Source organism: Treponema pectinovorum (genome assembly GCF_900497595.1).
GTDB lineage: Bacteria > Spirochaetota > Spirochaetia > Treponematales > Treponemataceae > Treponema_D > Treponema_D pectinovorum.
The window spans coordinates 109,799-125,632 of the sequence record NZ_UFQO01000003.1 but is presented as its reverse complement, the minus strand read 5'-3'; the positions used below and the strand labels follow the sequence as shown (position 1 = coordinate 125,632).

The 15,834-nt window shown below is 38.4% G+C and carries 13 protein-coding genes; 5 read left to right on the top strand and 8 right to left on the bottom strand.

Annotated features, from left to right (window positions below; all coding sequences use genetic code 11):
• The first annotated feature begins 526 nt into the window (after positions 1-526).
• On the top strand, positions 527-2,692 hold the full coding sequence (gene nrdD, locus FXX65_RS05285) for an anaerobic ribonucleoside-triphosphate reductase (RefSeq protein WP_147615392.1): 2,166 nt from the start codon (positions 527-529) through the stop codon (positions 2,690-2,692).
• A 1-nt stretch (position 2,693) separates the two neighbouring features.
• Positions 2,694-3,203, top strand: a complete 510-nt coding sequence (gene nrdG, locus FXX65_RS05280; RefSeq protein WP_147615391.1) for an anaerobic ribonucleoside-triphosphate reductase activating protein — start codon at positions 2,694-2,696, stop codon at positions 3,201-3,203.
• Between the two features lie 174 nt (positions 3,204-3,377).
• On the opposite strand, the gene trpA is transcribed toward nrdG, so the two are convergent.
• On the bottom strand, positions 3,378-4,136 hold the full coding sequence (trpA, locus tag FXX65_RS05275; RefSeq protein ID WP_147615390.1) for a tryptophan synthase subunit alpha: 759 nt from the start codon (positions 4,134-4,136) through the stop codon (positions 3,378-3,380).
• A 57-nt stretch (positions 4,137-4,193) separates the two neighbouring features.
• On the bottom strand, positions 4,194-5,453 hold the full coding sequence (gene trpB, locus FXX65_RS05270) for a tryptophan synthase subunit beta (RefSeq protein ID WP_147615389.1): 1,260 nt from the start codon (positions 5,451-5,453) through the stop codon (positions 4,194-4,196).
• Positions 5,454-5,857: 404 nt separating this feature from the next.
• Here trpB and pepT point away from each other — a divergent pair, with 404 nt between their 5' ends.
• Together pepT and murA are read left to right on the top strand one after the other, a co-directional pair.
• On the top strand, positions 5,858-7,027 hold the full coding sequence (gene pepT, locus FXX65_RS05265) for a tripeptide aminopeptidase PepT (protein WP_147615388.1): 1,170 nt from the start codon (positions 5,858-5,860) through the stop codon (positions 7,025-7,027).
• Between the two features lie 28 nt (positions 7,028-7,055).
• A complete protein-coding gene (gene murA / locus FXX65_RS05260) occupies positions 7,056-8,339 on the top strand; it encodes a UDP-N-acetylglucosamine 1-carboxyvinyltransferase (RefSeq protein ID WP_147613147.1) in 1,284 nt (427 codons plus the stop codon).
• Between the two features lie 6 nt (positions 8,340-8,345).
• Here the strand turns inward: murA and FXX65_RS05255 are convergent, their stop codons facing one another.
• The 5 genes from FXX65_RS05255 to FXX65_RS05235 form a co-directional block, all read right to left on the bottom strand.
• Complete coding sequence (locus FXX65_RS05255; RefSeq protein WP_147615387.1) at positions 8,346-9,077, bottom strand: J domain-containing protein; 732 nt, start codon at positions 9,075-9,077, stop codon at positions 8,346-8,348.
• A 34-nt stretch (positions 9,078-9,111) separates the two neighbouring features.
• The gene (locus FXX65_RS05250; protein WP_147615386.1) at positions 9,112-10,929 is read right to left on the bottom strand and encodes a hypothetical protein; all 1,818 of its coding nucleotides are present in this window, start codon (positions 10,927-10,929) and stop codon (positions 9,112-9,114) included.
• Complete coding sequence (locus FXX65_RS05245; protein ID WP_147615385.1) at positions 10,929-11,924, bottom strand: hypothetical protein; 996 nt, start codon at positions 11,922-11,924, stop codon at positions 10,929-10,931. Before FXX65_RS05245 ends, FXX65_RS05250 begins: the two co-directional genes overlap by 1 nt.
• Positions 11,925-12,543: 619 nt before the next feature.
• Entirely contained in the window at positions 12,544-13,095 is a 552-nt protein-coding gene (locus FXX65_RS05240) for an STAS domain-containing protein (RefSeq protein WP_147615384.1), read from the bottom strand.
• A gap of 96 nt (positions 13,096-13,191) precedes the next feature.
• Positions 13,192-13,956 carry an SDR family NAD(P)-dependent oxidoreductase gene (locus FXX65_RS05235; RefSeq protein ID WP_147615383.1) on the bottom strand — a complete coding sequence of 255 codons (765 nt, stop codon included), beginning with the start codon at positions 13,954-13,956 and terminating at the stop codon, positions 13,192-13,194.
• Between the two features lie 56 nt (positions 13,957-14,012).
• Between FXX65_RS05235 and FXX65_RS05230 the strand changes: the two genes are divergently transcribed.
• Positions 14,013-14,747 (top strand): RNA methyltransferase, encoded by a 735-nt coding sequence (locus tag FXX65_RS05230; protein ID WP_147615382.1) that lies wholly within the window; start codon positions 14,013-14,015, stop codon positions 14,745-14,747.
• Here FXX65_RS05230 and FXX65_RS05225 read toward each other — a convergent pair.
• A complete protein-coding gene (locus tag FXX65_RS05225; protein ID WP_147615381.1) occupies positions 14,734-15,828 on the bottom strand; it encodes a sigma-54-dependent transcriptional regulator in 1,095 nt (364 codons plus the stop codon). The two genes, FXX65_RS05230 and FXX65_RS05225, sit on opposite strands and share 14 nt — an antisense overlap.
• Positions 15,829-15,834 lie beyond the last annotated feature (6 nt).

Below are 15,834 nucleotides of genomic sequence, written 5' to 3'. Positions count from 1 at the left end.
CCACCGCAGGCGGCACTTTTGTGTCGCCGAGGAGGATGAGCGTTAGCGAATTGCGGAACACCCGACCTTGAGCAAAGCGAAAGGTAGCGCCCTTATAAAAANGCAATTCCAATTACAGATGAACAGGTAAATGTAAAATTCTATGCAGTGTGCCGAGTAGAGATGATGAGGCAGCTTAAACAGATATTGCAATAATGCGCTAGGGTATGGAGCAACGCGTTTACGCGTCCACCGCAGGCGGCACTTTTGTGTCGCCGAGGAGGATGAGCGTTAGCGAATTGCGGAACACCCGACCTTGAGCAAAGCGAAAGGTAGCGCCCTTATAAAAATAAAAATGTGCGTAAAAATTTTTATTTTAGTGATTGACGGTTTTTTACTGCCGATATATAGTATGAACATTGGCACAAAAACACTAGATATAGCGTAGTTTGAGCCATTTTTTTACAGCGGGTACACTACCATAAAATTAAATTTTGTCAAGTGATTTCCGTATAAAAGTTTACATAAAAGGTGGGAGAAAGGCTTTATGAAGATTATAAAAAGAAATGGGGTTGAAGTAATTTTTGACATAAATAAGATTATCACTGCAATTTCGAAGGCTAACAAAGAAGTGCCTTTGAGCGAACAACTTTCAGAAATTCAAATAAAAGAGATTGCGTCGAGAATTGAAAAACAATGCGCAGCAGAAAACCATCAGATGAACGTGGAAGCGATTCAGGACATGGTTGAAAAAGAAATAATGAAAGAAGGCGCATACGAGATTGCAAAAAAATATATAACCTATCGCTACCAGCACGAACTTATGCGAAAGGCAAACACTACAGACAAACAAATTTTGTCTTTGCTTGAATGCCAAAACGAAGAAGTTAAGCAGGAAAATTCAAATAAGAACTCGACTGTTGTTTCTGTTCAGCGCGACTATATGGCTGGCGAAGTTTCTAAAGATATTACCAAGAGATTTTTGCTCGACAGCGACATTGTGCAGGCACATAACGAAGGGTTAATTCACTTCCACGACGCAGACTATTTTGCTCAGCACATGCACAACTGCGACCTTGTAAATCTGGAAGATATGCTCCAAAACGGAACTGTGATTTCTGGCACAAAAATCGACAAGCCTCATTCTTTTTCTACAGCGTGCAACATTGCAACTCAAATCATTGCGCAGGTTGCTTCCAGCCAGTACGGCGGGCAATCTATTTCTCTTGCTCACCTTGCACCTTTTGTCGATATAAGCCGAAAAAAAATCATAAAAGAGATGAACAAAATCGCGGAAAAAACTGGTGTTAATTATACTCAAGAGCAATTACACGAAATTGTAGAAATGCGTTTGCGCGACGAAATTACAAGAGGCGTTCAAACGATTCAATATCAGGTTGTAACGCTCATGACTACAAACGGTCAAAGTCCTTTCGTTACGGTATTTATGTATTTAAACGAAGTTTCCGATGAACAAACAAAGGCTGACCTTGCCCTTATAATAGAAGAAGTTTTAAAACAGCGCTACCAGGGCGTTAAAAATGAAGCAGGATTTTGGGTTACGCCTGCATTCCCAAAACTTATTTACGTTCTTGAAGAAGACAACATAAACGAAGACGGAAAATATTTTTATCTTACAGAACTTGCTGCAAAATGTACTTCGCGCCGCTTGGTTCCGGATTACATTTCCGAAAAGAAGATGAAAGAATTAAAAGACGGCAACTGCTATCCTTGCATGGGCTGTCGTTCGTTCTTAACTGTTTATCACGATCCTCAAACTAACAAACCAAAATTCTACGGTCGCTTTAATCAGGGTGTTGTAACTATAAACCTTGTGGATGTTGCCTGCTCTTCTGGCGGAAATATCGAAAATTTCTGGAAGATTTTTGATGAAAGATTGCAACTTTGCTTCCGTGCTCTTATGGCTCGTCATAACAGACTTTTGGGAACTCCGAGCGATGTTGCTCCTATCCTTTGGCAAAACGGCGCTTTGGCTCGCCTTGAAAAAGGTGAAGTTATAAACAAACTCTTATACGGCGGATATTCTACAATATCTTTAGGCTATGCTGGACTTTCTGAATGTGTGCAATATATGACAGGAAAACCTCACACAGATTCCCAATCAACTCCATTTGCTTTGCAAGTTATGCGCCATATGAATGACAAATGCTCGGAATGGAGAAATCAAACAAATATCGCTTTCTCGCTCTACGGAACTCCGCTTGAATCTACAACTTACAAGTTTGCAAAATGTCTAAAGCGCAGATTTGGAGAGATTGAAAACGTTACAGACAAAAATTACATAACAAACTCTTACCATATTCACGTTACAGAACCGATTGACGCATTTAAAAAACTCACTTTTGAAAGCCAGTTTCAAGAATTATCTCCTGGAGGTGCTGTAAGTTATGTTGAAGTTCCAAATATGGAAAACAATATTCCAGCGGTAATCGCTTTGCTCAAACACATCTACGAAAACATAATGTACGCAGAATTGAACACAAAAAGCGACTGCTGCCAGGGCTGCGGTTATACAGGCGAAATAAGGGTTGTTGCAGACGATGACGGAAAATTGGTCTGGCAGTGTCCTAATTGTGGCAATACAGACCAAACCAAAATGAACGTAGCAAGGCGAACCTGCGGTTACATTGGAACACAATACTGGAATCAAGGAAGAACCCAAGAAATAAAGGAAAGGGTTTTGCACTTGTAAAATGTATTACGGCGAAATAAAAAAAATTGACATTGCAAATGGTCTTGGCGTAAGGGTTAGCCTTTTTGTAAGCGGCTGCCGAAACAAATGCCCGGGTTGCTTTAATCAGATGACTTGGGATTTTAAATACGGCAAAGAATTTACAAAACAAACCGAAGATGAAATCATCGAGGCCTTAAAGCCAGACCACATTGCAGGCTTAACAGTTTTAGGTGGTGAGCCCTTTGAAGAAGAAAATCAAAGGGTTTTAACTCCATTTTTAGAGCGAGTTAGGCAAATCTATCCTCAAAAAAATATCTGGTGTTATTCAGGATATGTGTACGACAAAGATTTGCTGCCAAAAGACGGAAAAAAGCACTGTGAAGTTACAGATAGAATGCTTGCCTGCATTGACGTATTGATTGACGGTCCTTTTATAATTGAATTAAAAGACATCACTCTAAACTACAGAGGAAGCAGCAATCAGCGCATTCTCTGGTTAAAAGAAGATAAGCCCATAAATTCGATATAAATCATACAAATATTCAAATTCAATTTTTTCCAAAACAGCAAAAAATCTGTCCGATATGCAAAAATCGTTTTTCGATATAAACAAAAGCATCTTACGCAAAACGAATTTAAAATGAAATGGCGATAAAATTGAACAATCCTCAAGGCTGTTTTATCCTATCGCCAGCTTAATTTTTTATCCTTTTATTGACTTTGCTTTTTCTCTGATTGAATCGATTAAAAGTTTTGAATTTCCATTTGCACTTTCTATAAGATGAATAAAAATTGAACCTGCAACAATTCCGTCCACATAAGGAAAAATAACTTCCGCCTGCTCCTTGTAGTGAATCCCAAACGAAGCATAAACTTCTGGACACACACAGCCGTTAATCGAAGTTTTTAGTTTTTTCAAAAATAAAACAGTTTTTTTATCGAGGGCAACATTCTCTGCTGTTGGATTTGCACGGAGAGGCACATACACGGTTTTAAAATTCATCAAAAGCATCTTGTTCAATCTGTCTTCGCGCATAAATGTGCTTGCAACAGGAATATTTTGCATTCCATATTTTTTGCAAAATTCGCCAACACCTTCGTCGCTGTCAAACGGCAAATCTGGAATCATAAGTGCGTTTACACCAGATTCGCTTGCCCTTTTGCAAAAATTTTCCACGCCTGGCGTAAAAACAAGCGAAACATAAGACATAAGAGCAATCTTTAACGAAGGAAAAGCTTCGTGCACCTTTTTTATAAATTTAAAAGCGTCTGAGGTTTTATATCCTGCTTCTAAAACCACTTTGCTAGCTGTTTGAATTACAGGCCCGTCTGCACAAGGATCGGAAAAAGGCAGTTGAACTTCTAAAAAATCTGTTCCGCCTTCTACCAAAGCCTTAACGACAGAAAAACATATATCTGGATTTGGATAATTTGCAACGATATGTGCCATCAATTTTTTCATATAAAATCCTCTTTTAGTTTTGCATTTTGATTTTATTTTCCAAACAATAAGGAAAAACTAGTATTCGTCGTGAACATTTTTATTTGTTTCCAAGCGTTCAAGTTCTGAATGCAAAAACGCCTTCCAATCTTCCGCCCTAAAAATTGGCGAAGTGATGAAAACATCCTTGTCGCCTCTGCCACTCATATTTATTATCAAAGCCTTGCCCTTTGGAACTTTTGGGGCAAGCGTTATCGCATAGGCTGCCGCATGTGCGCTTTCCAATGCCATGAGGATTCCTTCATTTTTTGCAAAAAAACTCAACGCTTCCAATGCTTCGCTGTCTCGAATCGCTGCAAAATTAACACGCCCGGTTTTCCCAAGCATTGCAAGTTGTGGCGAAATTCCAAGATAATCCAAACCTGCCGAAATTGACGAAGTATTTTGTGCTTGCCCGTCTTCATCAACTAAAAATCGGCTTTTAAAACCGTGCATAATTCCATCCCTTGCAGAATTTCCAACCATTCTGCTCGCATGTTTTCCGCATTCAAAACCTGTACCGCCACCTTCTGCCGCATAGAGTTTTATGTTCAAATCGTCAAAAAAAGGTGCAAAAAAACCAGATGCATTAGAACCGCCGCCAACACAGGCAACCAACGAATCAATTTCGATATTTCGCTGAGCGCACTGCTGTTTTAATTCTTGCCCAATTACAGACTGAAAAGTCCTTACAATATCAGGAAAAGGCGCAGGCCCCAACGCAGAACCCAAACAATAATGCGTCGTTTCAAAATTTGTCGCCCAATCGCGCAACGCTTCGTTTACGGCATCCTTTAAAGTCCGCGAGCCACTCTTTACAGCCCTCACTTTTGCCCCGTAAAGTTCCATAGCGGCAACATTTGGTTGCTGTCGGCGCACATCAACTTCTCCCTGATATATTACGCATTCCATTCCAAGTTTTGCACACGCAGCCGCAGTAGCAACGCCATGCTGCCCGGCACCAGTTTCTGCAATAATTCGCTTTTTTCCCATTCGCTTAGCAAGCAAGACCTGACCAATAACATTGTTGATTTTATGCGCTCCAGTATTTGCAAGCCCTTCCAATTTTACGTAAATATCGCCGCCGCCCAAACGCTCGGTCGCATTTTTTGCAAACATCAAAGGAGTTTCTCTGCCAATGTAGTCGCGACGCAGGAGTTTTAACTCTTCAAGAAAATCTTTGTCGTTAATGTATTTTCTAAAAGCAATTTCCAGCTCGTCAATCGTACCTCGTAAAATTTCAGGCACGTAACATCCACCATAATCACCAAAAAAACCGTTTACAGATTCGTTATACATTTTTGTCTCCACATTCATAAAAAAATCAAAGCAAATGTAAAATTCCTAAGTGTTTATCACCTGCATTTTTATAAAAGAAGAATAATGGGCTTTCGTGTTACTGTCAATAGAAACAAAATTTTTATTTTATTTTTTATTCGGGCGGCTTTTTGCTCCACTGCGTTCTGCAAAAAACACGCTTTTCGGGGTTCCGCTTTCGCTCCATTGGCGTTTTACGCCAACGCTTCGCGCCCCTACAATCGTTGCCGCATGTCGCACAGGGAGGTGCGACTTACAATAAATGTTGACACTTTTTGCAAAAACTGTCGGTTCAAGAAAAACACGGAGGTTTTTCTTGAAACCAATCGTTGCCGCTTACGCACAATAATGGTTTTCTTAAAACACAATAAATTTTATAATGAAGTATGATTTTACTCACAGAAAAAGAAAAAACTTCGCTTTTAGAGCGATTTATAAAATATGTAAAAGTCTGGACAACAAGCGACAGTCAGCAGGCAGACATTGGAATTCAGCCTTCAACGCAAAATCAATTCAACCTCGCACACATCTTAGAACAGGAACTAAAAAAATTAGGACTGGAAGATGTTCAAGTTACAGATAAATGCTATGTCTACGCAAGGCTTCCTGCTTCAAAAGGAAAAGAACATATCGCTCCTTATTGCCTGCTTTCGCACATGGACACTTCAGAAGAGTGTTCTGGTCAAAATGTAAATCCTCAATTAACCAAAAGAGGCAACGACACAATAATAACTTCCGACGGAACAACGCTTTTGGGTGCAGACGACAAAGCAGGAATCGCAGAAATAATGGAGATGCTTTCCTACCTGCAAGCACACGACGATTTAGTGCACTCAACAATAGAAATTTGCTTTAGCCCAGACGAAGAAACTGGACACGGAATGGACAATGTTCCTCTTCATCTGATAAAGTCAAAACACGCATACACAGTGGACGGCGGCAATCTTGGAGAACTGGAAACAGAATGCTTTAACGCATTTAAGTCAAAAATCTCTTTTACAGGAATTGCCACTCACACAGGAACAGCACGCTCAAAAATGGTAAATGCCATAACAATGGCTTCATCTTTTGTTGCAAATCTTCCAAAAAATCAAGCACCAGAAACAACCTGCAAAATGGAAGGGTTTTATGCACCAATGGAAATAAAAGGTTCAATCGAAAACGCAGAAGTTACGGTTTTTCTTCGGGATTTTTCAACAAAAGGAATGCAGGAGCGAAAAAATTTTATCGACCTTTTGGCAAAGACGACAGCAAAATCTTTTGGTGGCAAAGTTCAAGTGGAGCACACTCAACAATATTTAAACATGAAAGAAGGACTAAAAAAATCGCCAGAAACTGTTAAAAATCTGATAAATGCCTATAAGGCTTCGGGAATTGAGCCTGTCTTTACACCAATACGAGGGGGAACGGACGGTTCTCGCCTTACAGAAATGGGAATCCCAACTCCAAACATCTTTACAGGAGGCCACAATTTTCATTCAAAAACGGAATGGGCAAGCTTAAACGAGATGTGCAAAGCACTTGAAGTTCTGATAAACTTGAGCATACAAAACTAACCTCAATCCATATTTCTACGGAGATTTTATGTTTGAATATAAAGTTGAAGGCGGAATTCCAATCAGAGGAACAATAGCCGCAAGCGGAAACAAAAACTCGGCACTGCCTTGCATTGCAGCCTCACTGCTAACAGAAGAGCCTGTAATTTTACGAAACATTCCAGAAATCGAAGACACTGGCGTAATGCTATTGATTCTTCAATCGCTTGGTGCCGAAGTAGAACGCTTGGCAGACCACGAATGGAAAATCGACGCTTCCAAAATAGAAAAAAATGATATTCCTCAAGAATTAAGCAAAAAAATTCGCGCTTCAATTCTATTTGCGGGTCCGCTTTTAGCACGCACAGGCAAAGCGATAATGCCACCTCCTGGCGGCGATGTAATTGGCAGACGCAGGGTCGATACTCATTTTCTTGCCCTTCAGGAACTCGGTGCACGCATAAGCGTTGATGGCCCTTTTACATTTACAGCGAATAAACTCGTAGGCGCAGACATTTTCTTGGACGAAACTTCCGTAACTGCAACAGAAAACACGGTTATGGCGGCGGTTCTGGCAGAAGGTCATACTAAAATCACAAATGCCGCGAGCGAGCCCCATGTTCAAGATTTGTGCAATATGCTTGTTGCAATGGGTGCAAAGATAACAGGAATTGGCTCAAACATATTGAATATAGACGGCGTAAAAAAATTACACTCTGTAGATTTTGCAATCGGCCCTGATTTTATGGAAATAGGTTCGTATATCGGTCTTGCAGCAGCGACAAAAGGTTCAATAACAATAACAGGCGTAAAAGCAGAAGATATGCGTCCATTAAGAGTTGCATTCGGAAAACTTGGAATACGCTGGACTATTGAAGAAGATAAGCTTACTGTCAATGTTGGACAAGAGATGAAAATCAATTCTGACTTGGGTGGAATGATTCCAAAAATCGACGATTCTCCTTGGCCGGGATTTCCACCGGATTTAACTTCTATAATGACCGTTGTGGCAACTCAAGTTGAAGGAACAGTTTTAATCTTTGAAAAAATGTTCGAAAGCCGAATGTTCTTTGTCGACAAGTTGATAAGCATGGGCGCAAGGATAACACTTTGCGATCCTCACAGAGCAGTTGTTTCAGGGCCAAGCACGCTGCACGGCGACCATTTGGTTAGCCCGGATGTAAGGGCAGGAATGGCAATGGTTATCGCAGCAATGGCAGCGCATGGAGAATCCACAATAAGCAATGTTTATCAAATAGAGCGCGGATACGAGCGTTTAGTCGAAAAATTGCAAAGCCTTGGTGCACGCATAAAACGAGTTGAAATAAAATAATTTCTCTCAGGCATTAAATTCTTTGGCAATCATTTCGTATGCTTTTTGAATTCGCAAAAATTCGCTTTCGTTAGTTTTACCTTTTAAATCTGGATGAAATTTTGCCGCAAGTTTTCTGTGAGCCTTTTTTACTTCAGAAAATTTTACGCCTTGCTTTAATCCCAAAATTTCGTATGCGGTATAAAGTTCATCGTTTTTCAATCTGTAGTTTAAAAGCGAAGCAAGATATGTGCTCGGTTTTTCGCCCTGCTTTGTATCCCAATTAAACTCTGAAAATTCAAGCAAGTCAAAAATTTCTTTTAAAGGCGGATTTTCACCTTTTTTTAAAGCTTTTAAGAGTGAGCAGGCAAGGCTTTCTACAACTAAATCTCTGTTAAAAAAAGAAGCATCTTTTGCAGAAGTGCAAAAAGAAACCCAAGGTGCTTTGTACTTTTTTCCAAAAACCGCTTTAATCTGTTGAGCCGCAAAATCTAAATCATCAAACGAATTCGCACATAAAGCACACACATAAGCCGCGCCAGCAAAAGGTTCATCTTTTTCCGTAATTTTCCCATCTTCCATCATCCTTTTAGATTTCCGTTCCTGAAAAATTCTTTGAACAAGCAAATCAACCAAGATTCCTGTAAAAAATAAAGCGATAAATCCAAAAATGCCAGAAAACGCACCTATGCAAATAAAAACTAATAAAATCCAATGCTTTGCACAAAAAGTTTTAAAAGCAAGAAAATCAAATTTCATCGGCAAAAATTAAATCGAATATCATAAAATAAAATCAACTGCTCTTCCTCAATGCAAAGAATATTGCACATAAGAACAAGAGTAAAATCCATATTACAGAACAGATAAGCAGTGCCGAATTTTTTGCAAGTGAAATAAGCAAAAAGTTAAACAGAGAACCTACAGTTATTACGACCTGAATAAAAACATCGCAAAGTGCCGTGCAGATTGGAAGTGTAAAAATCCAGATAAATTTGAACAATTCTCCAGACGCAGGCCTAAAGTTCCAACTTACGCTTGCAAGAAAAATCAAAAGCATGAGCATTATTATCGGAAATGTTATTCGCTTTATCAAAATTGCTCCTAACACTTCTCGCGAAAACCCCAATCTCTCTGCATTGCTTCCCATGTTCATAAGCGAAATCAAATTCATATTTTCAAGACCCAAACTTGCATCGCAGGCGTTGTTAAAATCCTGCATCGAAATCGCGAGCATACAAAAATTTTCTTCCGTTCGTTTTTCTTCTGAAACAGAATCTGCAAATTCGAATTTTGGCAGATTTTTTATATCGCGATTATTGCGGTCTATGCTCTTTAACAAAATATATGGAAAATTTTTAACTTCCTTTTTTATTCCCAAATCGCTTAGAATTTCTGCGGAAAAAGATGAAACATCAACTCCAACCATTTTTGCATAAGGCGTTGTAAACGATTTTACGAAATTTCCTTTTTCATCAAAACTCATAACGTTAAGACCTCGAAGATATTGAATCAGTTTTGCACCGTCGGAAAGTGGCGTAATTCCTTGAATGTACACAACATCGCTAGAACCATCATCTTTTTTTACAGAAAAATAAACATTGATATATTTTTCAAAGGTTTCAAGGCGGTCAGTTTCGTCTATAAAAAAACATTGATTTTCAACGCGTTGCCTTGAAATTTCCAAAAATTCCCTTACATCAGGATCAGAAGACCACGCCTCGTCCTGAAGCGAAATTTCTTTAAAGCGATAATAAGCGTCTATGCTGTCGCCTTCGGAAAGCGCTTTGTAAGCAAGGCGTTTTTTTTCAAAAAGTTGCTGAAAATCATTTTTTTCTGTTTTTGGAGGCTCGTTCAATTCGTTCCAGGCAAGGCTTGCAAGGCGGCGAGCGTCATCGATATTCACATCGTTGTTCGTTCCTATGGATAAAGCCAGCTGAGCAAAATAATGCGACTCAAACCATTTTTTTTCTTGTGCTGCCTGTTTTGACTTTTTAATCAACGAAGTAACCGTTTCGCCCTCTGCCTCATCATAGATAGCAATATCTTTTGCAGTCTGCTCTTTAAAAGGCGAAATTTTCTTTATCGCTTTAATAACCGCTTCCGATTTGTCGATTAAGATTTTTCCATCAGGGTTCTTTGGCGAAATTTTTAAAATCTGGCTCCCATACCTGTGCGCAAGGACATAATTTTTTTCCTGCAAACATTCATAGCCAAGCTTTGAATATTCGCTCAGCAAGTGCGGTGCGTTTTGAAAATACTCCCTTTTTCTTTTTAAAATCGGAGTCCAAATTTCATAAGCCAAAGTCATCAATGCAACTAAAAAAATAGCCAGAAGCATAACCGTTCTAAAATGTGCCATTACAACAGGACTAAACCTAAACTGAGCTTTATCCGCACCGTCTTTAAAATGAATTGAAAGCCCAACCATAAAAATCGAAGCAAAAATAGAAGGCATTATCCTGAAAAAATATAAAATTCCACGATAAATGATAAAAGAATTGCGATGTTCTTTTAACAAATTGCCAACAGGAACAAAAAATGCAGAAAGCGCAAGGCACAGTGCAAATGATAAAACCGTATACGAAATTATTATCAGGATAAGGCGTTTCATTATTCTCTGCCTCCAATTTTTCTGCCGTTAAATATGTAAAGCAAAGTTCCAGAAACAAGCAACAATGCAAAAATCAAAATATTTATCATAACTATTACAGGCTCATCATATCCCAACAGATTTTGCAAAAATTCGCTTTTTCCCGCTGCAAGGTTCGAAATATAAATTTCCCAGGAATTAAAAAAATCAAAGAATAAAAATCCTGCGTAATATGAATAATTTATTGTCAAAATTAAACTTGCAGAAAATAGAATCAAAAGTCCGTTTACAAGCCGCCATCTGCTCACATATTGAAAAGCAATCACAGAAAGAAGTGCAAGTGCAAAGGTCGAAAAGGCAAGCCACGACATAAAATTGTTATTCCACGCCGCTTTTGCTCTTATCATCATAGTTGAATAAAATTCTAAGGGAGCAACAATCACAAAAGGCAGTTTTACAGCATCGCGAATAAGCGAATCTGCAAACGGTTTGGAAAGCCCTTCATCAATTACAGAATTTTTAAATCGCACAACTTTTCCTTTCTCTCCAGTTACTCCACTCAAATCCAAAAAAACACCATCGGCAAAACCTTTTTCATCAACCTTTGAAAAATAAAAAATGCCACCAGCATCCTTTCTAAAATATCCGGGACTTAAAAATGAAACTTCAAATTTTTTAGAGAATTTTTCTTCGTATTTTTTTTCTAAATCAAAACTCAGCGGAATAAGAATTAGCCAAGTCAACGCACCCAAAAGTATGTATGTTACCAGCCGCACAAAATGATTTTCTTGATGCCTAAGTCCGTATAAAACGATTAGCCCAAGGCAAACAGATACAACCGCAGGAAACGAAACCAACAGGCCTCTTGCAAAAAAAGATAAAACAAAAAAATTTCGCCCCTCGCCAGCAACCAAAAGTGTAAGGTCGCAACAAACCATATAAATAAATGCCGCCGCAAGAGTTCCAATAACGGTCGCAATAAAATAGTATGCAAGCATCGAAAACGCTGACTTCATCGGTTTTATTATACCTCCTAACCACAAGTTATCCACAAGTTAATCACACAAACTTTCGTTAGTTTATAAATTTTCGGCAAGTATTGAATACATTATTAAAGTTAATTTAATGATTTTTCGAAAATGTTTTTAACTTAATTTCTTGTAATACAATAAATTAAATCTATAACTAAAGATTTTATTCCCTCTCGTATGTTAAAAACTGAACACTCTTTTGTCTTGTAAAATTCACTATACAAAAACTTCAACACAAGTTATCCACAAGTAATGCACAAAGCTAAAACCTTATATTTGTTACATTTAGCGCAAGTCATTTTTATTTTATGGGCGGCTTTTTGCTCCACTTGAGTTCCGCAAAAAACAGGCTATTCGGGGTTCCGCTTTCGCTGCATTGCCGGCAAGCCGCCAACGCTTCGCGCCCCTACTATCCTTGCCGCACACGGACGTGCGGTCACAATAAATGTTGAAAGTTTTCGGGAGGAAACTTTCAGTTCAAGAAAAACACGGACGTTTTTCTTGAACCCTATCCTTGCCGCACATGGATGTGCGGTTACAATAAATGTTGTCCATTTTGCAAAAAAAAATCCGCTGGAAACCCAGCGGTATATAGTCAAAAAACTTAGCCCAAAAAAACCTGACCGTGTTCATCAATCGCAAGTATCGACTTACACTCAGAACAACGGAAACGACCGCTCTTTGTTGCCTTAAGTCTTTTGGAACAAACTGGGCAACTAAAAATCTTAGGAAAAACACTCTCAATAATTGGCGATTCCTGTTTAAAATAGTTTATCGCATCCCCTGTAGAATCTTTAATATTAAAAAACTGGCTAAATCCTAAAAGTTGAAAAACCTCATAAACTTTGGGTTGTATCTCCAAAAGTACAATATCTCCACCCTTTGGCTTTACCATTTTTAAAAAAGCCGTAAAAGAGCCAATTCCAGTTGAAGACACGTAGTTTAAAGAAGCACAATTAAAAATAAGATTGATAAAGCCTGCTTCAACAACTTTTGCAATTCTCTTCTGAAAAAAACTTGAATTATATGTATCGATATATCCGGTCAAATATACGGTAAGGCTGTTATCAACTTCCTGCACTTTCTCAAGATTGATTTTAAGGCTGTCGTCCTTTTCGTCATTAAATCCAGGAACAAGGTTGTTGTTGTTACTCATAAATCTCCTACCAATCTTTTTTATACTCACTTAAAAGTATAGATTAAAAAGCGTTTTAGTGTCAAATTCTTCTATAATTAAAAAGAATTATTAATTTTAGTTCGCCAAAGGGCTCCATCCACGGTCAACTCTCAACAAAACTCCGTTTAAATCCCGATTTAAAAGCAAAAACTCCGCATTTGCCGCAATATTTTCTGGCGATATAAGAGTTTTTTCAGGCATTTTTTCTTTAAGCTGGCGGATTGTTTCATCATCAAGATACTCAGTTTCCACAAATCCCGGAAGAATCGCATTGCAAGCAATTCCATACTTTGCATAAAACGCCGCCACAGATTGAACAAGCGTGCAAAGTCCAGTTTTTGCACCTGCATACGCTGCATTTGTTTTGTATTCGCTTCTAAAAAATGTTCCAGTCCCCCCAAACAAGAGAATTTTTCCCCAATTCTTTTTCATCATTTTTGGGAGAGCTGCACTCACAAGGCTTCCAGGCAAAGCGTAGTCTAACAAAGCAAGACGCTGCCAATCAAGAGCCGTCATCTTCTCTATAGATTTTTGCAAAAAAGGGCCAAAACAAACGCACAGGATATCGGCATTCTCAACTTTTTCTCTCAGCGAAGAATTTTCAAATTCGCCTAAAAACGAAGGCTTCACACAAAAAAAATCAAAAGCTTCAGTTTCAATTTTTTCATCGCTTATCTGCAATTCGCTTTTCAGCATCTTTTTTACAGATGAAAGTTTTTCGCGGGATTTTCCATGCAGAACAACTTTTGCTCCGTTTTTTAAAAGCATTTTTGAAATTTCAAAACCTATTCCGCCAGACCCACCAATTACAACAGCAGTTTTTCCTTCAAAAGCGTTCATTAGAGTATTCTAGCGTAAAGTAAAAAAAAGAAGTAGACTTTTATGCCGAGGATAAGATGAATCTAAAAAAAATTGTCATTGCACTTGCTCGCCCAGAAGAAAGTCGCAACGTAGGCGCAGTTTGCAGGGCTATGGCAAACAACAACATAAGCGAACTTCGAATTATCGCAAAACGAGAAGACTTTGACGATGAACATGTTAGAAGACTTGCCTTACATGCTGGAAAAATCTGGAACGAAGCGAAATTTTTTGATTCAATTTCACAGGCGACAAAAGATTGCGCACTTGTAGCAGGTACAACGCGCCGCAGAGGCAAAAAAAGGAAAGATAAACTTCTACTTCCAGAGGAATTTGCAAAAATTTCAAGTCGAATAACAGGCACAAAGGATTTTGAAGGTCAAAAAGTTGCGGTCGTTTTTGGAAACGAAAGAACAGGACTTACAGACGAAGAATTTTTAGAATGCACGATGGGTGTTACAATTCCGACTTCTCAGACATTTCCATCTTTAAATCTTTCACATGCTGTTCAAATAATTTCCTATCATCTTTTTAGAGAAGAAAAATCTTCAAGTCCAGGTTACACGCCTGTAACAATCGAGCGGCTTGAAAAAACTGTAAGCACGATTTCTGAAAATTTAAAAAGCATTGGATTTTTTAAAATCGCAGGACAAACCGATATGGAAAATTTCTGGAAAGGCGTTTTTTCCAGAGCGGCTTTAAGCGAAGGCGAAGCGGCTTATATAGAAAAAATTTTTACTAAAATATCAGGTCTAGCCTCTAAAAATCAATAAATTCTGGACCGATTATTTGACTTTTACAACGCCGCTGGCAACTGGCAAAGCACTGCATAAGCTCCCGCACGTTTCCAGGCCAATCATAATCTTTTAATTTTGAAAGAGCCTGCGAAGAAAATTTTTGAGAAGAATTTACGCTTTTAAAATATTGCTCAGCGATTTCTTCAATATCTTCAAGATGCTCTCTAAGGGGCGGCAGATGAATTTTCATTTCGCTTATCCTATAGTACAAATCCGCTCTAAACTGTTTTTCAAAAATTTTTTGCTCTAAGTTTTGATTTGTCGCAAAGATAAATCTAACGTCAACATTTTTGCTTGTGTCGCTGCCGACATGGCGAATTTTTCTTTCCTGGACGGCAAGCAAAAGTTTCGCTTGAATCGAAAAATCCAACTCTCCAATTTCATCTAAAAAAAGAGAACCGCCATCTGCACTGCATATAAGTCCTTCCCTCCCTTTGCCTGCATCTGTGTACGCACCAAACGCAACTCCAAAAAGTTCACTTTCTATCAAACTAGGAGAAATTGCAGCGATATTTTCTGTAACAAGTTTTTTTGCAGATTTTCCTCGCATGCTTAAACTGTGCAAAACTACGGCAGCCAAAGATTTTCCAGTTCCGCTCTCGCCGGTAAAAAGCACGCTCGCATTGCATGAAGACGCCTCGAGTATTTGTTGACGAACTTTTTTCATCGCAGTTGAAGAACCACATAAAGCCGAGAGTATGTGATTTTCTTCACATTTAAATTCTTCGCTATTTTGGTTAATGGAAACTTTCGACAGAATTTTTGAAAAGCCAAACGGAATTTGAATAACATAATTTGGGAGTTTTTCAAATTCTTCGATTTTGCTCGAAAGTATAAAAACAGAATTATTATTTTGAATTCGCAGTTTGGAAAGAATCTGCATATTTTTTGAAAAATAAAAATCTGCCAGAACTATCTGCTTTTCATTAGAATTTAGGATTTCTTCTAAAAAAGAAAAATCATCCACACACGAAAAAAAATCGCTTGCTGTAAAAAAACTGTTGCACAACTCCACAAATTTCTCATCATCAGAGAAAACCAAAACTTTTGAATTCAAAACTAA